This window comes from Paraburkholderia sp. J69-1 (assembly GCF_905220255.1).
Taxonomy (GTDB): domain Bacteria; phylum Pseudomonadota; class Gammaproteobacteria; order Burkholderiales; family Burkholderiaceae; genus Paraburkholderia.
The window spans coordinates 39,505-64,877 of sequence record NZ_CAJMZG010000017.1; the positions used below are offsets into that span (position 1 = coordinate 39,505).

General features: G+C 65.8%; 18 protein-coding genes and 1 tRNA gene. 12 read left to right on the plus strand and 7 right to left on the minus strand.

What is annotated here, in order from left to right; genetic code table 11:
• Positions 1–2: 2 nt before the first annotated feature.
• Entirely contained in the window at positions 3–1,019 is a 1,017-nt protein-coding gene (locus tag U5A67_RS27215; protein ID WP_321816805.1) for a cation diffusion facilitator family transporter, read from the minus strand.
• A gap of 148 nt (positions 1,020–1,167) precedes the next feature.
• Here U5A67_RS27215 and U5A67_RS27220 point away from each other — a divergent pair, with 148 nt between their 5' ends.
• Positions 1,168–3,081: a tetratricopeptide repeat protein gene (locus U5A67_RS27220; protein ID WP_321816804.1), complete on the plus strand. Its 1,914-nt coding sequence runs from the start codon at positions 1,168–1,170 to the stop codon at positions 3,079–3,081.
• An 84-nt stretch (positions 3,082–3,165) separates the two neighbouring features.
• On the opposite strand, the gene U5A67_RS27225 is transcribed toward U5A67_RS27220, so the two are convergent.
• Positions 3,166–4,461: an MFS transporter gene (locus tag U5A67_RS27225; protein ID WP_205984295.1), complete on the minus strand. Its 1,296-nt coding sequence runs from the start codon at positions 4,459–4,461 to the stop codon at positions 3,166–3,168.
• 327 nt (positions 4,462–4,788) lie between these two features.
• Between U5A67_RS27225 and U5A67_RS27230 the strand changes: the two genes are divergently transcribed.
• Together U5A67_RS27230 and U5A67_RS27235 are read left to right on the plus strand one after the other, a co-directional pair.
• Complete coding sequence (locus U5A67_RS27230) at positions 4,789–5,331, plus strand: GNAT family N-acetyltransferase (RefSeq protein ID WP_415767950.1); 543 nt, start codon at positions 4,789–4,791, stop codon at positions 5,329–5,331.
• Positions 5,332–5,582: 251 nt separating this feature from the next.
• Positions 5,583–6,929 (plus strand): hypothetical protein, encoded by a 1,347-nt coding sequence (locus U5A67_RS27235; RefSeq protein WP_321816802.1) that lies wholly within the window; start codon positions 5,583–5,585, stop codon positions 6,927–6,929.
• Between the two features lie 142 nt (positions 6,930–7,071).
• Here the strand turns inward: U5A67_RS27235 and U5A67_RS27240 are convergent, their stop codons facing one another.
• The 3 genes from U5A67_RS27240 to U5A67_RS27250 all read right to left on the minus strand — a co-directional run bounded on the left by U5A67_RS27240 (position 7,072) and on the right by U5A67_RS27250 (position 11,430).
• A complete protein-coding gene (locus U5A67_RS27240; RefSeq protein WP_321816801.1) occupies positions 7,072–7,794 on the minus strand; it encodes a DUF2968 domain-containing protein in 723 nt (240 codons plus the stop codon).
• Positions 7,795–8,036: 242 nt separating this feature from the next.
• The gene (locus tag U5A67_RS27245) at positions 8,037–9,494 is read right to left on the minus strand and encodes a gamma-glutamyl-gamma-aminobutyrate hydrolase family protein (protein WP_321816800.1); all 1,458 of its coding nucleotides are present in this window, start codon (positions 9,492–9,494) and stop codon (positions 8,037–8,039) included.
• Positions 9,495–9,654: 160 nt separating this feature from the next.
• The gene (locus U5A67_RS27250; RefSeq protein ID WP_205984300.1) at positions 9,655–11,430 is read right to left on the minus strand and encodes a cation:proton antiporter; all 1,776 of its coding nucleotides are present in this window, start codon (positions 11,428–11,430) and stop codon (positions 9,655–9,657) included.
• A 216-nt stretch (positions 11,431–11,646) separates the two neighbouring features.
• On the opposite strand from U5A67_RS27250, the gene U5A67_RS27255 reads away from it, so the two are divergent.
• The 6 genes from U5A67_RS27255 (at position 11,647) to guaD (ending at position 18,003) form a co-directional block, all read left to right on the plus strand.
• Positions 11,647–13,032: an amidase gene (locus U5A67_RS27255; RefSeq protein WP_321816799.1), complete on the plus strand. Its 1,386-nt coding sequence runs from the start codon at positions 11,647–11,649 to the stop codon at positions 13,030–13,032.
• 148 nt (positions 13,033–13,180) lie between these two features.
• Positions 13,181–13,711, plus strand: coding sequence for a disulfide bond formation protein B (locus tag U5A67_RS27260; RefSeq protein ID WP_205984757.1), 531 nt, complete (start codon positions 13,181–13,183; stop codon positions 13,709–13,711).
• Positions 13,712–14,199: 488 nt separating this feature from the next.
• Positions 14,200–15,276 (plus strand): xanthine dehydrogenase accessory protein XdhC, encoded by a 1,077-nt coding sequence (gene xdhC, locus U5A67_RS27265; RefSeq protein WP_321816798.1) that lies wholly within the window; start codon positions 14,200–14,202, stop codon positions 15,274–15,276.
• Positions 15,277–15,310: 34 nt separating this feature from the next.
• Positions 15,311–16,351, plus strand: coding sequence for an adenosine deaminase (locus U5A67_RS27270; RefSeq protein ID WP_321816797.1), 1,041 nt, complete (start codon positions 15,311–15,313; stop codon positions 16,349–16,351).
• 30 nt (positions 16,352–16,381) lie between these two features.
• Positions 16,382–16,705, plus strand: a complete 324-nt coding sequence (locus U5A67_RS27275; protein ID WP_321959758.1) for a hypothetical protein — start codon at positions 16,382–16,384, stop codon at positions 16,703–16,705.
• Positions 16,702–18,003 (plus strand): guanine deaminase, encoded by a 1,302-nt coding sequence (gene guaD / locus U5A67_RS27280; protein ID WP_321816796.1) that lies wholly within the window; start codon positions 16,702–16,704, stop codon positions 18,001–18,003. The genes U5A67_RS27275 and guaD overlap by 4 nt, the downstream gene beginning before the upstream one ends.
• Positions 18,004–18,116: 113 nt before the next feature.
• Here the strand turns inward: guaD and U5A67_RS27285 are convergent, their stop codons facing one another.
• Entirely contained in the window at positions 18,117–18,803 is a 687-nt protein-coding gene (locus U5A67_RS27285) for a DUF4136 domain-containing protein (protein WP_205984753.1), read from the minus strand.
• Positions 18,804–19,194: 391 nt separating this feature from the next.
• Between U5A67_RS27285 and pepN the strand changes: the two genes are divergently transcribed.
• From pepN to U5A67_RS27300, 3 genes are all read left to right on the plus strand, one after another.
• Positions 19,195–21,897 (plus strand): aminopeptidase N, encoded by a 2,703-nt coding sequence (pepN, locus tag U5A67_RS27290; RefSeq protein WP_321816795.1) that lies wholly within the window; start codon positions 19,195–19,197, stop codon positions 21,895–21,897.
• Between the two features lie 224 nt (positions 21,898–22,121).
• Positions 22,122–23,138, plus strand: a complete 1,017-nt coding sequence (locus tag U5A67_RS27295; RefSeq protein WP_321816794.1) for a class 1 fructose-bisphosphatase — start codon at positions 22,122–22,124, stop codon at positions 23,136–23,138.
• A 67-nt stretch (positions 23,139–23,205) separates the two neighbouring features.
• Positions 23,206–23,281 (plus strand) — tRNA-Thr (locus U5A67_RS27300).
• A 108-nt stretch (positions 23,282–23,389) separates the two neighbouring features.
• Here U5A67_RS27300 and U5A67_RS27305 read toward each other — a convergent pair.
• Positions 23,390–25,183: a tetratricopeptide repeat protein gene (locus U5A67_RS27305; protein ID WP_321816793.1), complete on the minus strand. Its 1,794-nt coding sequence runs from the start codon at positions 25,181–25,183 to the stop codon at positions 23,390–23,392.
• Positions 25,184–25,373 lie beyond the last annotated feature (190 nt).

Here is a 25,373-nt window from a genome sequence, read left to right on the forward strand (position 1 = left end):
ACTTATGTGTGACTGTGCGGCGCGGCACCCAGTTGCTCACTGGAATGCACATCGGCTTGCACATCGGCCCGCATATCGAGCGCACAGCGATGCACGCTCGTACCGAGATCGACCTGCAAGGTCACATGCTGCACGCGAAACCGCGTACCCAGCGCGCTCACGATGGCATCGAGCGCCGCGTCGCCGGGATGGCCCGCCGGCATCACCAGATGCGCGGAAAGCGCATTGCCCGTGGTGGACAAGGCCCAGACATGCAGATCGTGCACATCGGTCACGCCATGCTGCTGCGCAAGAAAAAGCCGGATACCGTCGATATCGATGCCCTCGGGCACCGCCGCCAGCGCGAGCCGCACCGATTCGCGCAGCAGACCCCAGGTGCCGCGCACGATCACGAGCACGACGACGATACTCATCGCCGGATCGACCCAGCTCCAGCCCGTGCCGAGTATCACCAGCCCGCTCACCGCCACGGCCGCCGACACGCCCGCATCGGCGGCCATATGCAGGAAGGCGCCGCGAATGTTGATGTCGTCCTTCTGGCCGCGCATGAACAGCCACACCGAAAAACCATTGACGATCATGCCGACCGTCGCGACCACGAACACGTCGAGGCCCGCGACCGGCGCGGGATGGACCAGCCGCCCGATCGCTTCGGCCAGAATCGCGCCGCAGGCGACCAGCAGCAGCGCGACATTGGCCAGCGACGCGAGAATCGAGCTGCTACCGAAACCGAACGTATAGCGCGCCGAAGGCCGCCGCGTGGCAAGCCAGGCCGCGCCCCAGGCGAGCAGCAGGCCGAGCACATCGGAGAGATTGTGGCCCGCGTCCGCCAGCAGCGCGGCCGAATGCGCGAGCACGCCATAGACGCCCTGCACGACCACGATGACGAGATTGAGCGCGACGGCCAGCGCGAATGCGCGGCCATGACCGTTGGCCGGCGCGTGGTGGTGATGATGGCCGTGCGAGCCGTGGCCGGCGTGACTGTGGTGCGGATGATCGTGATGCCCATCGGCGCTCATTGCGCTGACCTCCGGCAAGGAAGACGCTGGCCCATTATGGCGGTTCTGGCACTGCACCAGGTCAAGAACCCACGTCCGAATGGCGGAACGCCTGCGCGAGTGTGGGAAAATGCCGCCTTTGCATCTTCAAAGTCTCTGCCTTCAGGTCATGGAACAGGTTTTTGTCCGCGCGTTCGCCGCACATCGCGACGGCCGGCTGGATGACGCCGAGCGCGGCTACCGCGCGACGCTCGCCGCCGATCCCGTACACGTCGATGCGCTGCATATGCTCGGCGTGCTGCGGCATCAACAGGGCCAGCACGCCGAAGCCGCGGACCTCGTGCGCCGGGCGGTCGACCTGCGGCCGGACGACGCCGCGCTCCAGTTGAACCTCGGCAATGCGCTGAAGGCGCTCGGCGATCTGGACCGCGCGATCGAGCGCTTTCGCAATGCGCTCACGCTGTCGCCCGCCTTCGCGCTCGCGCACTACAACCTCGGCAACGCCTACGCCGCGATCGGCCGCCACGAAGATGCGATGTACGCGTTCGGCCACGCGGTGCGCCTGCAGCCGGGCGATGCGTCGTCGCACAACAACCTCGGCAATGCGCTGCACGCGCTCGGCCGCCACGCCGAAGCCGCCGACGCCTTCCGCCGCGCGCTGAAGATCCGCCCGGGCCACGCAGGCGCGCACAACAACCTCGGTATGGCCCTGAATGCGCTTGGCGACAGCGCGGGCGCGGTCGAGCATTTCCAGAAAGCGCTGCGCGCGCAGCCACGTTTCGTGGCCGCGCATTTCAACCTCGCGAATACGCTCGACGCGACCGGCTATCACAGCCAGGCCGTGTCCGGCTACGAGGCCGCGCTGGCGCTGCAACCGCAGTTCCCGCCCGCGCTGTTTGGTCTGGGCAACGCGCTCGCCGCGCTCGGCCGCCACGAAGCGGCCATCGGCGCCTATGAGCGCGCGATCGGCCTCGATCCCAAGTTTTCGCTGGCCTGGCTCGCGCTGGGCACCGCACAGCACGCGCTGGGCCGTCACGCCGCCGCGCTGCGCGCCTTCGACGAAGCGCTGCGCGCGCGGCCCGATCTGGCCGCCGCGCACCTGAACCGCGCGCTCACGTGGCTCACGCTCGGCGACTTCCGGCGCGGCCTGCCCGAATACGAATGGCGTCTCGATCCGGCTTCGCGCGACACCGGCTTTGGCGCGCTGGGCGTGCCAGTCGCCACGCGCGAGTGCCCGCCGCCAACTTGCCCGCAAGGCGTGCCGCGCTGGCGCGGCGAGCCGCTCGGCGAGCGCACGCTGCTGATCCACGCCGAGCAGGGTTTCGGCGACACGCTGCAATTCATCCGCTTCGTGCCGTCGATTTTCGCGCTGGCGCAGGCCGGCACGCGCATCGTGCTCGAAGTGCAGGCGCCGCTCGTGCCGCTGATCGCCCCCGCCGCGCACACGGCGCGCATCACGCTGATCGCCCAGGGCACGCCGCGCCCGAACGCCGACCTGCAATGCCCGCTGCTGTCGCTGCCACTCGTGCTCGGCACCACTTTCGACGCCCTGCCCGCGCCGATGCCCTACCTCGCCGCGCCCACCGCGTACCGCCGCAAATGGCGCGGCTCGCTGGGCGGCCAGGCGCGGCGCAAGATCGGCCTCGCGTGGTCGGGCCGCATTCATCGGCACGAGAACCGCAGCATGCCGCTCGCGGCGCTCGAAGCGCTGTTCGCGCTCGACGGCATCGACTGGATCGTGTTGCAACCCCATTTGACCGACGCCGAACATGCGGCGCTCGACGTGCATCCGCGTGCGCGCTCGATTCATCGCCTCGGTGAAAAGCTCGCCGATTTCGCCGATACCGCCGCCGTCATCGAACGGCTCGACGCCGTGGTGTCGATCGATACGTCGATTGCCCACCTGGCCGGCGCTCTCGACGCGAAGCTCTGGCTGATGCTGCCCTTTGCCGCCGACTGGCGCTGGTTCACCGACACCAACGCGAGCCCGTGGTATCCGCGCGCGCGGCTCGTGCGCCAGCCGCGCCCGGGCGCATGGGACGAAGTCGTCGCGCAGGTGGCGAACGCCTTGCGCGAAGGCTGACGCGCCCGCGCCACGCTTCGGCAAGCCATAAAAAAACCCGCATCGCTGCGGGTTTTTTTGCGTCTGCGAAACGCGCGGCCGACTTCAAACCGTCTTGTACTGATTGCGCGCTTCGGCCGTCCGGTAGAGCACGAGCGTGGCGATCAGCCCGCAGATACCGGCGACGCCCATCCACGCGCCCGGCGCGGCCTTGTTGCCGCTGACGTGGATCAGATAGGTCGAAATCGCCGGCGTGAAGCCGCCGATCGTCGTCGCGAGACTGTAGGCGAGCGAGAAGCCGGCCGTGCGCACATCGGCGGGCATGACTTCGGTGAGCGCCACGACCATCGCGCCGTTGTAGCAGCCATAGAGGAACGACAGCCACAGCTCGACCATCAGCAGACGCGCGAACGACGGATCGGCCACGAGCCACTGCACTGCCGGATAGGCGGTCAGGATGGTGAGGATCGTAAAGGCGAGCAGCACGGGGCGACGGCCGATGCGGTCCGAAATCGCGCCCGACACCGGCAGCCAGAACAGATTCGACAGGCCGATACAGACCGTAACGATGAGCGTATCGAGTTCGCCCATCTTGAGCACTTCCTTACCGAAAGTCGGCGTGTAAGCCGTGATCATGTAGAACGACACCGTCGTCATGATCACCATGCCCATGCCGCCGAGCACGATGCCCCAGTTCTGCGCCATCGACGCCATGATTTCGCGAATCGACGGACGATGCTTTTTCTTCGCGAATTCCTCGGTTTCCTGCAGCGAACGGCGAATCAGGAACAGGAACGGCACGATCAGACAGCCGATGATGAACGGCACGCGCCAGCCCCACGCCGTCATTTCCTCGACCGGCAGCAGGCGGTGCAGCACCACGCCGAGCAGGGCCGCGAAGATCACCGCGACCTGCTGGCTGCCCGACTGCCACGACACGTAGAAGCCCTTGTTGCCTTTGGTCGCGATCTCCGAGAGATAAACCGAGACGCCGCCCAGTTCCACGCCCGCCGAAAAGCCCTGCAGCAAACGTCCGAGCAGCACGAGCACCGGCGCGAGGACGCCGATGGTCGCGTAGCCCGGCACGACCGCAACGGCCAGCGTGCCCAGCGCCATCAGGCCGAGCGTGAGGATCAGGCCCTTGCGCCGCCCATGATGGTCGATATACGCGCCGAGGATGATCGCGCCCAGCGGCCGCACGAGGAAACCCGCGCCGAACACGGAGAGCGCGAGCATCAGCGAGGCAAACGGGTTATTGCTTGGGAAATAGGTCTTGGCGATCGCCGAGGCGTAATAGCCGTAGACCATGAAGTCGTACATTTCCAGGAAGTTGCCGCTGACGACGCGGAACACCGTGCGGAACTTCGATTCGCTGGAAGAAACGTGGGTCGCTGTGGACATGACGATCTCTGCATCTCTGAAGGTGAAACACGAAACACCGCCGCGGCGGCGATGCGCCACGACCTCACGCGCGCCCGCGCGGGCGCCCATTATGCTGCGGCCCCCAATACCCAGACATTCGGGGAAAACCTGGCCGTCTCTCGTCAATCAACAGCAACATCGGCCATTTCTTTCTAAATTAATTCAATTATTTCGAATAGCTTTCTTTTCGGCGGGGTATCGACGTGCGATACCTATCATGCACAATAGCTCATCGATGCGGCCTGTTCCGGCGATTTCACCGCCATGGCGATGGTCCGCGCTCTTCCCGCATAACGAATGCCCAGCATGCCCACCGCCGCCACCCTGACGTTGCGCCCGGCCACCGCCGCCGATGCCCCGCTCCTCGCCGCCATGCACGCCGCCAGCTGGCAGGCCACTTACCGCGGCCTGCTGCCGGCCGCTTTTCTCGAACGCGACGTCGATGCCGAGCGCGCCGCCTACTGGCGTGCGCGCATGGAAGCGCCCGGCGAAGAGCGCCGCCTCGTGCTGATCGCGGAACGCGACGCGCAGCCGCACGGCCGCACGCCGGTCGGCTTCGTGTGCGTCGAGCGCCAGCCCGAATCGCCGTGGGGCGTGCTGCTCGACAATCTGCATGCGCTGCCGGCGCATCAGGGCATCGGCGTGGGCAAGCGGCTCATGGAAGCCGCGCAGAGCTGGGCGCGCGCGCAAGGCGAAGCCCAGCTCTATCTCTACGTGCTCGATGGCAATACGCCGGCAATCGCCTTCTACGAGCGGCAAGGCTGGGAATTTTCGGGCGCCGAGCCCGATCACATGGGCGGCATCGACATCACCGCGCTGCGCTATATCTATCGGCTGAACGCCAACTAGCCGCCGCCTGTTGCGCAAAGCGCACGCGAGCGGCCACGCCCTGCGCACCCAACGCGACCCTCGCGCGCGTGACGACTACACTTCCCGTCATATTTTCGGATGTTTCCGATGGATTGCCGGAAGTCGGACCTGCAAGATCAGAGATCAACCATACGACTTCCGAATAGCGCGCTGCCGCGCTGGATTGTGGCGCGCCTTTCGAACACCACCGTGTTCCGGTGCCCCGCCTCGACAAAGGCAGCGAGAGATCCATGTCAACTTTTCCGTTAGTTCAGGTGGAAGGCGCACTCGCGATGCCGCACATGCGCCCGCTCAACCGCGTCCCGCCGCCATTCGGCCGCGAATGGTCGCTCATGCCTTCGCATTTCAGCCTGCGCACCGAACTGCACGCGCTGTATGCGGCGTTCCTGCGCACGATCTGCCTGAGCGCGGAGGCATTCCGCAAGGTGTATAGCTGGGAGCACGTCGAGCGTGCCGCCCGCGTTGCGCCTGAACCGCCGCGTCCGGCAGCCGCGCCCATCGGTGCAGCGCTGAACGCCGCGCAGGCGCAGCAGGCGGCGGCCGAAGCCATCGGCGCAAAGCCCGTCAACGCGGCGCAATCAAGCCGTTCGATGCAGGCGGCGCCGCTTGAGCGCACGCCGCCGCCATCGCACAAACTCGCGGCTAGCGCAGTGGCCATCGGCGGCGCGGCGCTGCTGGCGTGGATCGTCGCAAGCCACACGCAGCCGGGCAACGAGAAAGACCGCACGGTTCTGCGCGAATCCGTCAGCCCGGCGCCGAAAACCGCAGCCATTGGTGCAGCCAGCGCGCAATCGTCGGCACGTCTGGCCGATGAGCGTGCCGCACACGATCGCAACGTCTCGGTTTCGGGCGTGGTCGAAGGGCCGAAAGCGGTTGTCGCGGCAAAGGCGCCGGACGTTAGCAACGCAGTGAACAACGAGCGCGGCATTGCGATCGGCTCGACGATCGTCGCGCAACGGGAGGCAACGCCAGCGGTCGCGCCTTCGCCGGCGCAACGTGCAGAGAGCACCATCGCGGTCGTGGCTCCTGCTACTACGCCTGCTGTGACTACGCCCGCTGTAACCGCGCGCGCGACGCCCGCGCCAGCGCCCGCGTTTGCTCCAGCCATCGCTCCGGCAGCAAAGGTAGCGCCTGCGGCGCCGGCATCGGTCGAGCAGCCCGACTTCACGGTGCGTGCGCGCGCGAACCAACCCGTCGAATCCGCGCTCGTGTCCAGGGCCGCGAGCGAGAAGCGCGTCAGCACGTCCCGGCGCACGCGCGAGGAAACCGCCTACAGCACACGCGCGGCACGCGAACCCGCCCGCCGCCACGCGGCGCAGGAATTCACGCCGCACCTGAGCGCACCGGTCGTCACCACGCATCGCACGCAGGGCATGTACTCGGAGGCTGCGGAATATTCGCCACATCAGTTCGCGACCAATGCCAGCGACGAATATGCGTCGCTCGCCACCTACGCGAACACGCATGCAGCGCTTCCCGCCGCGAACCGCGCGCCGTTGAACGCCGACAGCACGGAATGGGTCAATCATGTCGCGCAACGCCGCGTGACCGAAGTACCCGACCACTTCGACAAATAAAGCGCACGCCTTTCAGCACACAGTAAAAAGCCCGGCTCGAAGCCGGGCTTTTTACATTCTCTCGTCCTGCGCTGACTCGTCATCCTGTGCGCGCCGCGCCATCCCTTTGGACAGCGCGGCGCAGCAATCCTTCAGCATTCCCTTAGCGGCCTACGGCAGGCAAGCCCTGCTCGGTTTGCCGCTGGAGTTGATTGACCTGATTCTGCAGATCACGCAACTGGGCTTGCGCCTGCAGCTTCTGCGCGTTGAGTGCGGCCGCATTGCCCTGCATCTGACGCTGGTAGTCGTCGACGCGCGCCTGCTGCGTGCGCGCCACGTCGATATCCGCCTGCAGACGCCGCGCACGATCTTCGTTGATCGCAATCACTCGATCGATAAACGCCTTTTGCGCCTCGATCTGCATGCGGCGAATTTCCACTTCGGCAAGACGCTGGGTCTGCTGCACGAAGTTTGCATAGATCGATTCGGCACGTGCTTCGTCCTGCGAACGAATCACGCGCCAGAAGTGCTTGTCCTGGAACAGCACCACGTAATACGTCATTTCGGGCGGATAGAAGAACAGGCTCGCCCCATAACTGGCGTTATAGGTGGTGCGCAATTCAACCAGTTGTGAATCGTGGATCAGCTGCATCAGCGTGGCGACATCGCCTTGCGAGGCGCCAGCCGTGGCCTGGTCGTCGACCATACCGGCGGGCGGCAACGCATTGGCGGGCTGCGGCGTCAGACTGCCGAGCGCCGGGCGGGCGCCCGCCACCGGCGCAGCGTCGCTCGCGGGCGCGCCGGCCCAGACGCACGCGCCGTGCTGCAGGAGTGTGAAGGCCGCAGCGGCCAGCAAAGCGCGCCGCGGCGAAAGGGATTGCTTCATGACTGCCAGTTCCGTTCAGGATTTCGAGTAACCGTTTATTATCGCCGCACGAAAATCTCATAAACGCCAATTAATTTCGGATAACAAAAGAACCTGCTGTTTGTTTGTCAGAAATCACCTAGCAAAGCATAGGAATATTCGGACAGGTTGTATGAAAAATAAAAAGGGCGATTGCTTTCGCAATCGCCCCTCTCGATGTCCTGCTTTGTTGATAAATCCAGACGTCTCGCGTCAGAAGCGCGTCAGAAACGCGTCTCGCGCGCCGAGCGCAGGAAGTTATCGAGCAGCGGCGTGCAATCGAGCAGTTCGGGACCGCCGGCGCGATGGAATTCCGGGTGCCACTGCACGCCCACCACGAACGGCGCACGGCGGTATCGCACCGCTTCGATCAGGCCGTCGCCGGCCGACACCGCTTCCACCGTCAGATCGCGGCCGAGCGTCTTGACCGCCTGATGGTGAATCGAGTTGACGATGGCTTCGCGCCGCCCCGGGAACATGCTCGCGAGCGACGATCCTTCCGGGAACGTGACCGCGTGACGATGCTGGTCGTAATGCTCGCTAACGTGCACACCGGCCGTGGGCACATCGGTGGCGATGTCCTGATACAGCGTGCCGCCGAACGCCACGTTGATGAGTTGGCAGCCACGGCACACGCCCAGCACCGGCTTGCCCGATTCGACGAATTCATGCAGCAGTTCCAGCTCGTACATATCGCGCACGCGGTCGCCGGGCCATTCCGGGCGCGGCGCAACTTCCGCATAAGTTTGCGGCGAGACATCGGCGCCGCCTTGCAGCAGCAGGCCGTCGAGGTGCTTCGCGTAGTCGCGCAGGCGGATATTGCTCGGATGGAGCATGCCCTGATGGCCGACCGTCGGAATCATGAAGACGATCACATCGCGCGACATGACCCAATGCGCGATCGATTCTTCGAGATATTGCAGCGTCTTGCCGCGCAAACCCTGCGCGCCCGGCTCGGGGTGAAAAATACGCGCCGATACGCCAATGCGCAGCGTGCGCTGGGTGATGCGCTGGCCCGCGCGATCGAATAGCTGACGCGCGCGCGCCGCGATGATGCGTCCGAGCACCGACCAAGCCGAATCGCTCGGTCGCAGGTAGCGCGGCGAATCGGGCGGCAGCGCGCCCGGCGGCGGCGGATTCTGCGCGCTGAAGTCAGGCGCCTGACCGAAGCCTGCGGGCGCGGCACCGGGGCGCGACGCGCTGCCGGTCTGCGGCGGCTGCGCGGCCGTTCCAGCCGCGGCGCCCGCCGTCGTGCTCTGGCCTTGCGCCGGAGCGGGCACGTCTTTGCTGGCATCGGCGGCAACTTCGATCGGCACTTGCGGCTTGCCCACGCCTGTGGCAGCCGTTTTGGCCGCCGCCTCGGCAGCCTGGCGCTCGACGGCGCGCGCCGTTTCCTCGCGCGCCTGCACGCCTTCGGCAACGCGCTGGGCCTGGGTGGGCGCTTCGACGGGTTTTGCGCTGATCGGCTCCTCGTCGGTGCCGACGCCGGAGCTGTCGGCGCCCGCTGTGTCGGGCGTCACGGTCGAGGCGCTTGCGGGCGCGTCAGTCGAGGCGCGTTGCGCGGCTTCGCCCGATGGCGTCTGGGCCGCAGAGGAAGTCGTGGAAGGATTGGACGGGTCGGACTCGGCGGGACGGCCTGCGCCGTCGGGAACCTCGGGGCGGTCGGTCTTGTTTTCGCTCATGACGTGGTGTCGGGGCGCGCCGCATCGTTGCAGGGCGCAAACGGATGAACAGGGTTCCGATTATGCGTCCCACGGCATGACGCCGCCACCCATTTGCACAATTGCTCACATTCCGTCACATTGGGCGCGCCTCGTGCGAGCCCGCCCAGGCGCTGCGTTCTTACTGCGAATCCTGCCCCTGGCGCTCGTCGAACGTCTCGCGCAGCGCAATCTGCATGCTTGCGTGGATCTTCACGCACCAGCGCCAGAACAGCATCGTCAGCACGGCCGCGCACACCAGCACGCCGATCAGAAAGCCCGTGGGCGGCAGGATCGTGCCCGAGAGCGCGGCCACCAGCACGAACACGCCGATCATCGACACCGCCGGCACCAGTTCGGCAATCGCGTGACGCAGCGCGCGCGTGAAGCGCCCCGCTTTCTCCGGCTGCACGCTTACTTCGGCGAGCAGCAGCGCGAGCGACTGGGTCTTGCGCCACACGGCCACGAGGAACGGCATCGCCAGCAGCAGCGCCGCGCTCCAGAGCACCACGCGCTGGATGCGCTCGTCGGGCACCCAGTTGGCGATGAGCGGCGCGGCGTAGCGCGCGCCATACGACATGCCGATAAAGATCGCCGACACCAGCGCCAGATTCACCGCGATCTGCAGCACGATGCGCCTCGTCAGCGAAAACAGCGTCGGGCCGCCCGCTTCCTGCGAACGCGGCATCAGGCAACGCAGCCACTGGCTATACATGCCGAACACGTTAGAAACCGAAGGCGGCATGGCGCGCGCGAGCCGCTGCGAGAGCGGATCGGCCACGCGGATCAGATACGGCGTGGTGAGCGTCGTGATCGCCGAAACCGTCACCGCGATCGGATAGAGAAAGCCGCTCGTGACCTTCAGCGTCAAGCCGAGCGAAGCGATGATGAACGAGAACTCGCCGATCTGCGAAACCGTCATGCCCACGCGCATCGCCGTGCGGCCGTCGCGGCCCGCGAGGAAGGTGCCCAGACCGCACGACACCAGCTTGCCGAACACCACCGCCAGCGAAATCACCGCGATCGGCCACGCGTAATCGACCAGCACGAGCGGATTGAGCATCAGCCCGATGGTGACGAAGAAGATCGCCGAAAACGCATCGCGTAGTGGCGCGACCAGATGCTCGATGCGCTCCAGATGCCGCGATTCGGCCATCACCGCGCCGATCAGGAACGCGCCCAGCGCGATCGAATAATCGAGCTTCACGACCAGCAGGCAGAACGCGAAACAAAAACCCAGCACGGAGACCAGCAGCATCTCGTCGCTGCCCACGCGCGCCACGTAGCCGAGCACGCGCGGCACGATCAGGATGCCCGCCAGCAACGAAACCAGCATGAACAGCAGCAGCTTGCCCAGCGTGATCAGCGCGATGCCAGGCGAAAGTTCGCCCGTTTGCGCGATGCCGCCGAGCAGCACCAGCATCGCGATACCCAGGATGTCTTCGACGATCAGAATGCCGAACACCAGTTGCGCGAACGGCTCGCGCTTGACGCCCAGATCCGCGAGCGCCTTGACGATGATGGTGGTGGAGGAAATCGCCAGAATCGCGCCGAGGAACAACGAGTCCATCGTGGCCCAGCCGAACGCGCGACCGATCTCATAGCCGAGCCACAGCATCACGACGATTTCCGATATCGCCGCGACGATGGCCGTCGCGCCCACCTGGAACAGTTTGCGCAGACTGAATTCCAGCCCCAGCGAGAACATCAGGAACACGACGCCGAGTTCGCCCATCGTCTGGATGGTCTGTTCGTCGTGGATCAGCTGGAACGGCGGCGTATAAGGCCCGATGATCACGCCCGCCGCGATATAGCCGAGCACCACCGGCTGTTTCAGGCGATGAAACAGCACGGTGACGATCCCCGCGATCGCCATCACGACTGCCAGATCCTGAATAAAGCCGACTCCCTGGTGCATAAGCCCAATTCCTTACAAAATGCTATCGAATAGCTGAATGTTACCCGATGATCGCGTTGCGCCGAATTGCGCGGGCAAGAAAAAATCCACGTTCTACAATGGTGCGTCCCTTGCAGCCGAGCATTGCCGCACGGTGCGCGCGGGCCGTTGTTGCGTCGCCGCCCGCTGTTACGAATCCCCTGAACCGCCCGACCCGCCTTCTGTGCGCCCACTGCCATGACCGCCTCCCCTAGCAACGCCCCCTTTGCGCCGCTCGCCCAGCTGGCCGCCGATCTGGCCGCGGGCCGCACCACCAGCCGCGCGCTCGCCGAAGCCGCGCTCGAACGCATCGCCGACCCGGCGGGCCAGGGCGCGACCGTCTTTACGCACGTCGAGGTTGAGCGCGTGCGCGCCGCCGCCGATGCGCACGACCGCCTGCGCGCCGCCGGCACGGTGCTGTCGCCGCTCGCGGGCATTCCAGTTTCGGTGAAGGATCTGTTCGACGTCGAAGGCGAAGTGACGCGCGCGGGCTCCACGGCGCTGGCCAACGCCGCGCCCGCCAGCGCCGACGCGCCCGTGGTCGCCCGCCTGCGCCGCGCGGGCGCCGTGCTGGTCGGCCGTACCAATATGAGCGAGTTCGCGTTTTCGGGGCTTGGCCTGAATCCGCATTACGGCACGCCGCTTTCGCCGTGGCAGCGCCACGTGAAGGGCGATGAGCGCGTCGCGGGCGGCTCGTCCTCGGGCGCGGCCGCTTCGGTTGCGGACGGCATGGCCGCCATCGCGCTCGGCACCGATACCGGCGGCTCGATCCGCATTCCCGCCGCATTCTGCGGCCTGACCGGATTCAAGCCCACCGCTGCGCGCATTCCGCGCACCGGCGGCGTGCCGCTGTCGACCACGCTCGACTCGTTCGGGCCGATCGGCAACACGGTGGCGTGCTGCGCGCTGGTCGACCGCATCCTCGCCGGTGTCGCGCCGCATGTGCCGGCCGCGCGGCATCTGGAAGGCGTGCGCATCGGCGTGCTGACGAATTACGTGACCGACGGCGTCGATCCCGAAGTCGCGGAAACGCTCGATACCGCGCTCAAGCATCTCGATGCCGCGGGCGCGATCGTCAACGAAGTGCGTTTTTCGGCGTTCGAGCGTTTCGGCGAAATCAACCGCATCGGCTTTTCGCCAATGGAAGCCTACGCGTGGCATCGTGCGCTGATCGCGCAGCATCGCGACCAGTACGATCCGCGCGTGCTCGTGCGCATTCTCAAGGGCGAGCCGGCCAGCGCCGCCGACTATCTCGACCTGATCGCCGCACGCGCCGCTGTGCTGGAGGAAGCGCAGGCCACGCTCTGGTCGCGCTTCGACGCCGTGATCGCGCCGACCGTGCCGATCGCCCCGCCCGCCGTCGCCCCGCTCGTCGCCGACGATGAAGCCTTCGCGCGCACCAACGCGCTCGTGCTGCGCAACCCGGCCGCGTTCAACTTTCTCGATGCCTGCGCCCTGTCGCTGCCGATCCACCGCCACGGCGCCGCGCCGGTCGGGCTGATGCTCGCCGGCGCGCCCTACGCCGACGACGCGCTGCTCGCCATCGGCCGCGGTGTGGAAGCCGTACTCGCGCCGCTGCGCTAATCGAGACTTCTACGGGGCGCTTGCGCCGCCGCATGCCGCCCCGTGCACTTTCTCGCGACGCATTGCCTTCGCGCTAGAATCCCGACACGCCGTTGCAGCCGCGCCGCGGGAGCGCCGCTGCGTCATCCAACCCGAACAAAACGAACACATGAACGACGATAACGCGCTGTTGCGCCGCGAACGCAGCCTGTTGGTGCTTCTCGGTCTGATCTGCCTTGCGCTGCTGGCCGGCGCCCTGTACATGCAGTATTTCGAGCGTCAGGACCCCTGCCCGCTGTGCATTCTCACGCGTTACTTCTTCATTCTGATCGCCGTGTTCGCCTTCCTCGGCGCGCGCTTCACGAGCTGGCGCGGCGTGCGTGCGCTCGAAGGTTTGATCGTGATTTCGGCGGTGGGCGGCATCGTGGCGTCGGCGCGTCTTGCGTGGGTGCAGGCATTCCCCAGCTTCAGCTGCGGCTTCGACACCTTGCAGCCGATCGTCGACGCCCTGCCGCCCGCGCACTGGCTGCCCGGCGTCTTCAAGGTTCAGGGTCTGTGCGAAACCACTTATCCGCCGATTCTTGGCCTGACCTTGCCGCTGTGGTCGGTGGTGGCGTTTGTCGTCGTGTTCGTCGCCGTGCTGGCGAGTCTGTGGCGTAACCGTCGCCGTCAGGTGTCGTGGCCCGGCATCCGCCGCTAAGCCGCCAGCGGGCCAGACCGTCAGAGCAGGCCGCCCCGTCAGCGGGCGGCCCATCGTCCCCCTGTTTTTCTCCCGGCTTTTCTTGCTGCTCCTACGCAGTAAAGGGCCAAATCCTTCATCCTCCGGTCATGGGCGCCGTCACATAACCCCCATCATCCGCAGGGAATACTTTCCTCGCGCTGTCAGTGTTACAGTCCCAACTGGATGGCGATCTACGTGCGCGAGGCCGGCTTCGGCCCGCCCGGTTTTCCTGCGTAACGCGCGCCTGATCCGCAATGTCTCCCGGGTTTCACATGACAACGCAAACCATCCGATACGTCCTTCGCGGCGCCGCCCTTGAGCTTCATGGCGCGCCCTCCCAGCGCTCCATCGAGCGCCATGCGTGCGCGCACGCCCCGACTCTCCTTCGCCTCGACCGCTGTGTTCACCGCGCGCATGACGCCGTGGACGAACGCGCCTTGCCGCTCGCTTAGTAGGAGCCCTGTCCGATGCAAGCCTGGGTCACCGATCTCCAACAACTGCTCGCGCATGGCGATGCCGCCGTGCTGGTGACGGTCGCGCGCGCCGAAGGCTCGGTGCCGCGCGAAGCCGGCACGAAGATGATCGTCACGCGCGAAGCCGCGCGCCACACCATCGGCGGCGGTCATCTGGAATGGAAAGCCATCGAAATCGCGCGCCAGGTGCTGCGCGACGGCATGCGCATGTCGCACGCGCGGCGTCTGGAGCGGCTGTCGCTCGGCCCGAGTCTGGGTCAGTGCTGCGGCGGCGCGGTCGTGCTGGCGTTCGAGCGGCTCGATGTCGCCGATCTCGGCTGGCTCGCCACGCTCTCGCGCCGGCTCGCCGCAGGCGCATCGACGGTTCGTAGCGTATCATTCCGCTCCTCGCGGAACGGGGCCATGCTGACCGATGCCGATGCCGGCGCCGTGATGCTCTCGGAGCCGGAACCGGGCGTCGATGCCGCCGACTGCCTGCTCTGGGATACCGCCGCTGGCGCGCAAGACGCAGCACTGCTGCTCACCGAAACGATCGCGCCCAACGACTTTCCGGTCGTGCTGTTCGGCGCGGGACACGTCGGTGCGGCGCTGGTGCGCGTGCTCGGCACGCTGCCCTGCCGGGTGCGCTGGGTCGACCAGCGCGACGCCGCGTTTCCCTCGCCGGAGGAATTCGCCGCGCTTGGCGCGCCCAACGTCGTCATCGACGCCAGCGACGCGCCCGACCAGGCCGTCGAGGCCGCGCCGCCCGGCACCTGCTTCATCGTGATGACGCACGATCATGCGCACGATCTCGATCTGGCCGAACGCATCCTGCGACGCGGCGACTTCGTGTTCTTCGGCATGATCGGCTCGCACAGCAAGCGCCAGCAGTTCGAGCACCGGCTCGCCGCGCGCGGCATCGACCCGATGCAGATCGCGCGCATGAACTGCCCGCTGGGCGTGGACGGCATCGTCGACAAATCGCCCGAGGTGATTGCGATATCGGCTGCCGCCCAGATGCTGCAGGCCATCGAGGCCGCCACGGCGCATGCGCATGCCACGCATGCCCAGGCGGTGCCCCATTCCGCGTGATGTCACCCACCAGAAAATTTTGACCGACCAGATCATGACGATCACGACCACCGCAATCGCTGCTAATCCGCTAGTCCAGAAAGCCCTCGGCGCGCCCAAGTCCGAGCTGCATATCCATATCGAAGGCTCGCTCGAGCCCGAGCTGATTTTCGCGCTCGCCCAGCGCAACAACGTCAAGCTCGCCTACGAGTCGATCGACGCCCTGCGCGCGGCCTACGCGTTCACCGACCTGCAATCGTTCCTCGACATCTATTACGCGGGTGCGAGCGTGCTGCTGCACGAGCAGGACTTCTACGACATGACGATGGCCTACTGCGAGCGCGCGCTCGCGGACAACGTCGTGCACACCGAAATTTTCTTCGATCCGCAAACGCACACCGAGCGTGGCGTGTCGATCGACACCGTGGTCGCGGGTATCGACCGCGCGCTCGCCGACGCCGAAAAGCGCGGCCTCACCAGCAAGCTGATCCTGTGCTTCCTGCGCCATCTGAGCGAAGAAGACGCGCTGGCCACCTGGGACGCGGCGCAGCCGGCGTTCGAGCGTTATCCGCGCATGATCGGCGTGGGTCTGGATTCGTCGGAACGCGGCCATCCGCCTTCGAAGTTCGAGCGCGTGTTCGAAAAGGCGCGCGCCAAGGGCCTGAAGCTGGTCGCGCATGCCGGCGAGGAAGGCCCGCCCGCCTACATCTACGAAGCGCTCGATCTGCTCAAGGTCGATCGCGTCGATCACGGCGTTCGCAGCATCGAGGACCCGGCGCTAGTCGCCCGTCTGGCCGATTCGCGCGTGGCGCTGACGGTCTGCCCGCTGTCGAACACCAAGCTCTGCGTATTCGACGACATGACGCAGCACACGCTCAAGCAACTGCTCGACGAAGGCGTGGCCGTGACCGTCAATTCGGATGATCCGGCTTACTTCGGCGGCTACGTCAACGAGAACTACCGCGCGATCATCGAAGCGCTCGAGCTCGACGACAAAGAGGTGTACACGATCCTGCGCAACGGCTTCGAGGCGTCGTTCGTGACGGCCGACGAACGCGCCGCGCTGATCGCAAAGCTCGACGCTTACTGGGCTTAAAGCAGGAGCGAAAGCCGCCGCGCGCCGCAGTTGGGCGGCGCGGATCTTTCGGCCCGGGCATCGCCCAAGACCGTGAATGACTTGAGGGAACGGCGCACCGCGCGCCGCGCCCGGGGCGCTTTTACGCCTGGATTTAGCGCCTGGATTTTCAAGGCCCGATTAACCGCCTGTCGATCTGACGTTTATCTGACGCTGTTCGGACATGAATCGGATGGTTATCCGATGCAGATCGGGCCGAGTTTTACGCGCCGCGTTTTCAGGAGCGGCGCCCGCGATGCGCGCCAGTGCGATGACGAAGCGCGCACGCATCCTGCTCATGAATACCTGAATTCTCCGGAGACGATGTTCCCATGACTCAATCGGCTTTTCGCGCACAACTCCTGACCTTCACCGGCGACCCCGCGCAGTCGCCCGACGCGGTGCAATTCCATGAAGACGGCGTCGTGATCGTCGAGGACGGCCGCGTGGCCGCGTCCGGCGCGTGGTCCGCCCTCAAGGACCGCGTGAGCGACGGCGCGCAGGTGCACGACCTGCGCGACAAGCTGATCGTGCCGGGCTTCATCGACACGCACATCCACTACCCGCAGACCGACATGATCGCCTCGCCGGCACCGGGTCTGCTGCCGTGGCTCGACACCTACACGTTCCCGACCGAACGCGGCTTCGAGAACGAAGCGGTTGCGCAGGACACCGCGCAGTTTTTCGTCGACGAACTGCTCAAGAGCGGCACGACCACGGCGCTGGTCTACTGCACGGTGCACAAGCAATCCGCCGATGCGCTCTTCACGGCGAGCGAAGCGAAGAATCTGCGCATGGTCGCGGGCAAGGTACTGATGGACCGCCATTGCCCCGAGTTCCTGCGCGACACGCCGCAAACCGGTTACGACGACAGCGCGGAGCTGATCGATCGCTGGCACAACAAGGGCCGCCAGATGTATGCGCTCACGCCGCGTTTCGCGCCGACCTCGACGGAAGCGCAGCTCGAAGCGTGCCAGGCGCTCGCGAAGGCGCACGGCGACATCTTCATCCAGAGCCACGTGGCCGAAAACCTCGATGAAGTGAAATGGGTGAAGGAACTGTTCCCGCGCCAGCGCAGCTATCTCGATGTCTACGATCATTACGGACTCCTGCGTCGCCGTGCCGTGTACGGCCACTGCATCTGGCTCGACGAGGAAGATCGCCGCCGCATGGCCGAAACCGGCGCGGTCGCGGCGCACTGCCCCACGTCGAACCTGTTCCTCGGCAGCGGTCTGTTCGATTTCGACAAGGCGGCGCAATCGGAGATGTCCGTCGCGCTCGCGACCGACGTGGGCGGCGGCACTTCGTTCTCGATGCTGCAGACCATGAACGAAGCGCACAAGGTCGCGCGCATGGGCGGCCATCATCTGACGGCCACGCGCATGTTCTGGCTGGCGACGGCGGGCGCCGCGCAGGCACTCGATCTCGCCGACAAGATCGGCACGCTCGCGCCGCAGACCGAAGCCGACTTCGTCGTGCTCGATCCGAAGGCCACGCCGCTGCTCGCCCGCCGCACGGCGCGCGCGGAATCGCTCGAAGAACTGCTGTTTGCGTTCGCCCTGCTCGGCGACGATCGCGCCGTGTTCGAGACCTACGCAGCAGGCGCACGCGTGCATAGCCGCGAGGCTGCGTAACGTTGTATCCGATCGTCGTTAGTGTCGATACCAAAGCAAAGCGCGCCGGACCGCGAAGGTCCGGCGCGCTTTTTTGTCCCTCTTCGACGCTAACGCCGCTTTGCTAACGCCGCTTATTTGGCCTGCGCAGCCGCCGGCATCGATGCCGCGGACGCTGGCGCGGCTGGCGCTTCGTTCGGCGCGCCGCCGTTCTTGTCGACCGGCAGTTTCACCTGCGTGACCGTGCCGTTCTGCAGCGGGAAGTTCGCCAGCGCGCTGCGCACCAGATACGGCATCACGCGCACGAGCGAAGGATCGTCGCCCGAAGCGCGCGCGGAGACGTTATAGAGCTCCTTGCCCGACACCTTGTCCGTAATGCGCACCGCCAGCACGTGCGAATAGACCGGATAGCTCTGGTTCACATAGGCCGGCCCGTACGGACCCCACGGGCCCCAGGGATTGAACGGCCCCCAGTACGGGCTCGGCCACGGGTTGTAGAACACCGGCTGGGCGACCGTCACCGTATCCATGCGGCTGCCGTACGCGAGGCCCACGAGATAGTGCGCCTGCGGTTGCGGCACCTGACGGAACGCCTGGGCCGACAGGCCATCGGCGACCAGGTTTTCATAGGTCGATTGCTCGATGCTGTGCTGCTGGTCCGGGTTGCGGGTGAACGCGTAGGTGCGCGTGGCGTCGCTGCCGCCATCCCACGCGGAGAACGCGGTCACCTGGCTCGTCACGTAGGTCGTACAGCCGGACAGCGTCACGGCAAGCGCGGCCAGCATCAGCAGGGCGCGGCGGGTCCATCGGTCGGAAATCATGGTCTTCTCTTGCAGTCTTGCCAGTGGTTGTGAAAGCGCAGTCGTGGGGGCCGCTCCTTCTCGTACATATCGGGCATAAGGCTGATACGTATCTGCCGCGGCGTTTATTCCGTCGAGCGGGCGTCGCCCTGCGATTGCGGCGATCTTCTACGCTATCGGCGTACTCCACACGTGCTCCGCCCGGCTACCCGGGCACGCGCAATGCATCGCGGCAGGCCCGATCATACTGACTCGCGCGGCAGCGTGAAAGTTCGCCGCCTTCGCCCGACCGGAGCCGGCCAGCGCCCACGCTTCGGACAAGCCGCCCGCGCCTTTGTACAATGGGACGATCGGCCGCCAGCCGGCGGCCACCTCATCCGACTCTCCGACCGACGTTCCCCCGCACGAGACCATGTCCGATACCGCCACGCCCACCGTGATCCGCCGCGAAGACTACGCGCCGCCCGCCTTCCTGATCGATACCGTCGATCTCGAATTCGATCTCGTGCCCGAGCGCACCATCGTCAAGAGCACGCTCGCCGTGCGCCGCAATCCCGACGCCCATTCCAGCACGACGCCCGCCGCCCACCTCGACCTGATGGGCGAGCAGCTGGAGTTCATCGGCGCGACCATCGACGGCCAGCCGTGGGAACAGGTGCGCGCGCACGAACACGGCCTGACGATCGAAAACGTGCCCGAGCGCTTCACGCTCACGCTCACCGGCGCGTGCGATCCGGCGGCGAACACCACGCTCTCCGGCCTCTATGTATCGAGCGGCAACTTCTTTACGCAGTGCGAAGCCGAAGGTTTCCGCCGTATCACGTGGTTCCTCGACCGCCCGGACGTGATGTCCACCTACACGGTCACCCTGCGCGCCGACAAAACCTCCTACCCCGTGCTGCTCTCGAACGGCAACCTGATCGCCGAAGGCGACCTGCCCGATGGCCGCCATTATGCGAAGTGGGAAGACCCGTTCCGCAAGCCGAGCTATCTGTTCGCGCTGGTCGCGGGCAAGCTGGTTGCGCTGGAAGAGCGCATCAAGAGCGGTTCGGGCAAGGAAAAACTGCTGCAGGTGTGGGTCGAGCCGCACGATCTCGACAAGACGCGCCACGCGATGGACTCGCTGATCCACTCGATCCGCTGGGACGAGCAGCGCTTCGGCCTCGAACTCGACCTCGACCGCTTCATGATCGTCGCCGTGAGCGACTTCAACATGGGCGCGATGGAGAACAAGGGGCTCAACATCTTCAACACGAAGTACGTGCTGGCGAACCCCGAAACGGCCACCGACGTCGACTTCGCCAACATCGAAGCCGTGGTCGGCCACGAGTACTTCCACAACTGGACCGGCAACCGCGTGACCTGCCGCGACTGGTTCCAGCTGAGCCTGAAGGAAGGCCTCACGGTGTTCCGCGACCAGGAGTTCTCGGCGGCGATGTCGGGCGGCGACGAAAACGAAGCCGCGCGCGCGACCAAGCGTATCGAAGACGTGCGCGTGCTGCGCCAGATGCAGTTCGCCGAAGACGCGGGCCCGATGGCGCATCCGGTGCGCCCCGAAAGCTACGTCGAGATCAACAACTTCTACACGATGACGGTCTACGAGAAAGGCTCGGAAGTCGTGCGGATGTATCAGACGCTGTTCGGCCGCGACGGCTTCCGCAAGGGCATGGATCTGTACTTCAAGCGCCACGACGGCCAGGCCGTGACCTGCGACGATTTCCGCGCCGCCATGGCCGATGCCAACGGCCGCGACCTCGCGCAGTTCGAGCGCTGGTACAGCCAGGCCGGCACGCCGCGCGTGAGCGTGACGACGCAGTACGACGCCGCCGCGAAGCGTTACAGCGTGACGCTCTCGCAAGGCTATGCGAACGGCTCGCCCGCCGCGCGCGAAACCCAGCAGGGCCCGCTGCTGATTCCGTTCGCGATCGGCCTGATCGGCCCGGACGGCCGCGATCTGCCGCTCAAGCTCGAAGGCGAAGCGCAAGCGGGCGCGACCACGCGCGTGCTCGAAGTCACCGAAACGCAGCAGACCTTCACCTTCGTCGACGTCGATGCCCGGCCGCTGCCCTCGCTGCTGCGCAACTTCTCGGCGCCGGTGATCGTCGAGTACGACTACGGCAACGACGAACTGGCTTTCCTGATCGCCCACGACAGCGATCCGTTCAACCGCTGGGAAGCGGGCCAGCGCCTTGCCACGCGCGAACTGCTTTCGCTGGCGGCGCGCGCATCGGCGGGCCAGCCGCTCGAAACCAGCGACGCGCTGGTGCAGGCCTTCAGCCGCGTGCTGACCGACTCGACGCTCTCGCCCTCGTTCCGCGAACTCGCGCTGATGCTGCCGTCGGAAACCTATCTCGCCGAGCAGATGGCGCAATCCGATCCGGCCGCCGTGCATGCCGCGCGCCAGTTCGTGCGCAAGCGTCTGGCCAACGCGCTCAAGGCCGAATGGCTGGCGGCGTATCAGGCCAACCTGACGCCGGGCGCCTATGAGCCGACGCCGGAAGCCGCCGGTCATCGCGGTCTGAAGAATCTCGCGCTTTCGTATCTGAGCGAACTCGACGATCCCGCCGATGCCGTGCGTCTGGCCACCGCGCAGTACGACGACGCCAACAACATGACGGATCGCGCGGCGGCGCTGTCGGCGCTGATGAACGCGTCGGCGGCCACGGGCGCGGGCTACGCGAAGAAGGCGCTCGAAGACTTCTACGTGCGCTTCGAGCAGGAACCGCTCGTGATCGACAAGTGGTTCTCGCTGCAGGCCACGCAGCGCGGCACGGCGCAGCGTCCGGTGATCGACACGGTGCGCGCGCTGATGCGCCATCCGGCCTTCAATCTGAAGAATCCGAACCGCGCGCGCTCGCTGATTTTCAGCTTCTGCGCGGCCAATCCGGCGCAATTCCACGCCGCCGATGGCTCGGGCTACGCGTTCTGGGCCGAACAGGTGATCGCGCTCGACGCCATCAACCCGCAAGTGGCCGCCCGTCTGGCGCGCAATCTCGAACTGTGGCGCCGCTTTACGCCTGCCCTGCGCGACAAGATGCGCGCCGCGCTCGAACAGGTCGCCGCACGCGTGAAGTCGCGCGATGTGCGCGAGATCGTGGAAAAAGCGCTCGCCTGACGCGTCCAGCGCGCCTGAGCGTGTCGCACCGCAAGCCGGCCCCGATGGGCCGGCTTTTTTCTGCTCGATTTTTTTGCGCTTTTTTCCGATTATTTTTCCGCGCCACATTCCCTGCCCGGCCCGCCAGCGCGCGCGTCCACGGCTTTTTTGCAGCTTCGCGCCGCGGGCTGACACGGCCCAGCGGGTAGAATTGCGCTATTCCCCAAGCTCCCCGGAGTACTGCAATGGCATTGCAACGTCGTACCACTCTCACGAAATACCTGATCGAGCAGCAGCGCGAACACAAGAACCTGCCCGCCGATCTGCGTCTGTTGATCGAAGTCGTCGCGCGTGCGTGCAAAGCGATCAGCTTCAACGTCAGCAAGGGCGCGCTCGGCGATGCGCTGGGCACCGCCGGCAGCGAGAACGTTCAGGGCGAAGTGCAGAAGAACCTCGACATCCTGTCGAACGAAATCCTGCTCGACGCCAACGAATGGGGCGGCAACCTCGCAGCCATGGCCTCCGAGGAAATGGAAACCTTCTTCCCGATCCCGGCCAACTATCCGAAGGGCGAATATCTGCTGGTGTTCGATCCGCTCGACGGCTCGTCGAACATCGACGTGAACGTGTCGATCGGCACGATCTTCTCGGTGCTGCGCTGCCCGGACGGCAAGCAGGCCACCGAAGAATCGTTCCTGCAGCCGGGCACGCAGCAGGTTGCCGCCGGTTATGCCGTGTACGGCCCGCAAACCGTGCTCGTGCTGACCACCGGCAACGGCGTGAACTGCTTCACGCTCGACCGCGAACTGGGTTCGTGGGTGCTCACGCAAAGCAATATGCGTATCCCGGAAGACACGCGCGAATACGCGATCAACGCCTCGAACGCGCGCCACTGGTATGAGCCGGTCCAGAAGTACATCGGCGAGCTCACCGAAGGCAAGGACGGCCCGCGCGGCGAGAACTTCAATATGCGCTGGATCGCCTCGATGGTCGCGGACGTGCACCGTATCCTGAATCGCGGCGGCATCTTCATGTATCCGGCCGACAAGCGCGATCCGTCGAAGCCGGGCAAGCTGCGTCTGATGTACGAAGCGAACCCGATGTCGTTCATCGTCGAGCAGGCCGGCGGCGTGGCGACCAACGGCGAAGACCGCATCCTCGACATCCAGCCGACGAGCCTGCACGAGCGCGTCGCGGTGTTCCTCGGCTCGAAGAACGAGGTCGAGCGCGTCACCCGTTATCACCACGAAGCGAAAAAATAAAAAAAGATGAGGAAAGGGCTTGCATTCTTCTGAGCACTTTCCTATAATCTTTCTTCTCTGATGTGCGGCCGGAATAGCTCAGACGGTAGAGCAGCGCATTCGTAATGCGAAGGTCGGGGGTTCGATTCCTCTTTCCGGCACCAACGATTCAACAAAAAGCCCAGTCTTCGGACTGGGCTTTTTGCTTTGCAGCGAGAATTTCGTTCATCGCTTCGACATGGCGAACGAAATCACCCGCAACTTGAGGCAGCTCAGCGGGCGGCTTCCAGCGCCAGCGCTGCCTTCACGTCCTCCAGCACCGGTCCCCACTGCCCCAGTTCACGCTGCCTGAAAAGCCGCGCCGACGGATACCACGGACTGTCCGCGCGCTGCGCCATCCAGCGCCAGTCGGTGCACGCCGGCAGCAACACCCAGACCGGCACGCCCGCGGCCCCGGCCAGATGCGCCACCGAGGTATCGACCGTCACCACCAGATCGAGCGAATGCACGATCGCCAGGGGGTCTTCGAAAGTCGAGATACGCGTGCTGAGCGGCGTCATGTCGATCCCGGCGGGCAAGCCTTCGAGCGCATGTTGCGCGTCGCCCTTTTGCAGCGAGAACCACGACACGCCCGGTTGTTCGAGCATCGGCAGCAAGCCATCCAGCGTCACCGATCGATAGCGGTCGAGGTGATATTGCGGATTGCCGCTCCACACCAGTCCCACGCGCAGGCGGCCGCTCTTTTCCAGCTGCTCACGCCAGCGCGCGATTTCCGGCTGCAGCGCGCGCAGATACGGCATCTCGAGCGGAAGATCGCTCAACACGAGTTTCATATGCTCGGGCATGCGAAACATGCGGCACCAGAAGTCGTAATCGCCGCGCGGCAATGTCTCGAATACTTGATGCACGCCGCTCGCACACCGCGCTACGCCAACCAGCGCCTTATCGACCCAGACATCGACGTGTGCGCCCGCGCGATGCAGCCACGCGGCGCAACGCAGCAACTGGATCTGATCGGCGAGGCCCTGCTCGCCCAGCAACAGAAAGCGCTTGCCCACCACCGGCTCGCCGCGCCATTCGGCAAACGGCGGACGCGCGAGCGTGCTGTTTTCCGGCAACTGCTCGTGCCACGCGTATTGTTTCCAGCCCGCTTCGAACGCCCCCTCGCGCAATAGCGAAACGGCCAGGTTGAACTGGATGGGCGCGTTATCGGGCGCGACGCGCGCGGCCTCGACGTTGTATCGGTGCATGCTCGCGAAATCGCCGCGCATGTGCGATGCGTACGCGGCGTTGTGATGCAGCAGCCACATCGACGGATCGACCGCCAGGCCCTGCTTCGCCACGTCGAGCGCGAGATCGAACCGATCGAGCTTGTTCAGCGCGAAAGCGAGTTCCTTGAGCGCGTAGGCATCGGCGGCGAATTCGGCACGTAGTTGCGCAATCACCGCTTCAGACTGCGCGCGATGACCAAGCCGCGAGTGAAGCTCCAGCAAGCTCAGTCCATCGGTGAGGCGCGCATTCCCCAGACGCCAGGCGTGCTCGAAATAGCGGACGGCGTCCTCGTCCCGGCCGGCTTCGATGCCCAGATCGCCCAACCGGCGCGCCGCATGATGCAGATCAGGATCGAGCGCGAGCGCTTGCTCATAGTGGTGGCGCGCTTCGTCCTGGCGGCCCGTGAGTTTCAGCACATCGGCGAGATTGCGATGCAGCGTGGACGTGCTGCCCGCGAGAGCAAGCGCGCGATGGTAGGCCGCTTCCGCCACGACATGTTCGCGCGCCAAGGCCGCCATCAGACCGCGATGCTCCCAGAGCGCGGCGTTCGTCGGCTCGACGTGGATCGCCCGATCGAGATAAGCACGCGCGTCGTCGGCGCGCCCTGCCTGCATGCAGGCCAGCGCGGCACGATGCAAAGCACCGGAATGCCGCGGATCGCGCGCCAGACACTGCGCGTATTGCTGGATCGCGTCGTCTGCGCGGCCGGCGGCGAGGTGTCGATCGGCAAGCGTTAGCAGATCGTCGGTGGGATCGGAGACGGCGGAGATCGGCGCGGTATCGGATGGGTTCATCGTCGGAGCGACTGGAAGAAAGGGGCATGTGCAGGATGGCGACCAGGCGATCTGGCCTGCCTGATACCGCACGATCTTTTAAAGATAGCGAAATGCCCGGTCCGATCGAATCGGACGGTTCCGAAAAGCCGCGCGCGCTGGAAGGTGATTCTGTCGTGATGTGCGAAGCATTCTCATTCTTTTGGCGACT

Excerpts from the sequence above, each read along its gene's own strand:
- U5A67_RS27220 (WP_321816804.1), top strand. The coding sequence starts at position 1,168 with ATGGAACAGGTTTTTGTCCGCGCGTTCGCCGCACATCGCGACGGCCGG.
- U5A67_RS27225 (WP_205984295.1), bottom strand. The coding sequence starts at position 4,461 with ATGTCCACAGCGACCCACGTTTCTTCCAGCGAATCGAAGTTCCGCACG.
- U5A67_RS27250 (WP_205984300.1), bottom strand. The coding sequence starts at position 11,430 with ATGCACCAGGGAGTCGGCTTTATTCAGGATCTGGCAGTCGTGATGGCG.
- U5A67_RS27240 (WP_321816801.1), bottom strand. The coding sequence starts at position 7,794 with ATGAAGCAATCCCTTTCGCCGCGGCGCGCTTTGCTGGCCGCTGCGGCC.
- U5A67_RS27230 (WP_415767950.1), top strand. The coding sequence starts at position 4,789 with ATGCCCACCGCCGCCACCCTGACGTTGCGCCCGGCCACCGCCGCCGAT.
- U5A67_RS27235 (WP_321816802.1), top strand. The coding sequence starts at position 5,583 with ATGTCAACTTTTCCGTTAGTTCAGGTGGAAGGCGCACTCGCGATGCCG.
- xdhC (WP_321816798.1), top strand. The coding sequence starts at position 14,200 with ATGCAAGCCTGGGTCACCGATCTCCAACAACTGCTCGCGCATGGCGAT.
- U5A67_RS27305 (WP_321816793.1), bottom strand. The coding sequence starts at position 25,183 with ATGAACCCATCCGATACCGCGCCGATCTCCGCCGTCTCCGATCCCACC.
- U5A67_RS27295 (WP_321816794.1), top strand. The coding sequence starts at position 22,122 with ATGGCATTGCAACGTCGTACCACTCTCACGAAATACCTGATCGAGCAG.
- U5A67_RS27285 (WP_205984753.1), bottom strand. The coding sequence starts at position 18,803 with ATGATTTCCGACCGATGGACCCGCCGCGCCCTGCTGATGCTGGCCGCG.
- U5A67_RS27260 (WP_205984757.1), top strand. The coding sequence starts at position 13,181 with ATGAACGACGATAACGCGCTGTTGCGCCGCGAACGCAGCCTGTTGGTG.
- U5A67_RS27255 (WP_321816799.1), top strand. The coding sequence starts at position 11,647 with ATGACCGCCTCCCCTAGCAACGCCCCCTTTGCGCCGCTCGCCCAGCTG.
- U5A67_RS27270 (WP_321816797.1), top strand. The coding sequence starts at position 15,311 with ATGACGATCACGACCACCGCAATCGCTGCTAATCCGCTAGTCCAGAAA.
- U5A67_RS27245 (WP_321816800.1), bottom strand. The coding sequence starts at position 9,494 with ATGAGCGAAAACAAGACCGACCGCCCCGAGGTTCCCGACGGCGCAGGC.
- guaD (WP_321816796.1), top strand. The coding sequence starts at position 16,702 with ATGACTCAATCGGCTTTTCGCGCACAACTCCTGACCTTCACCGGCGAC.
- U5A67_RS27215 (WP_321816805.1), bottom strand. The coding sequence starts at position 1,019 with ATGAGCGCCGATGGGCATCACGATCATCCGCACCACAGTCACGCCGGC.
- pepN (WP_321816795.1), top strand. The coding sequence starts at position 19,195 with ATGTCCGATACCGCCACGCCCACCGTGATCCGCCGCGAAGACTACGCG.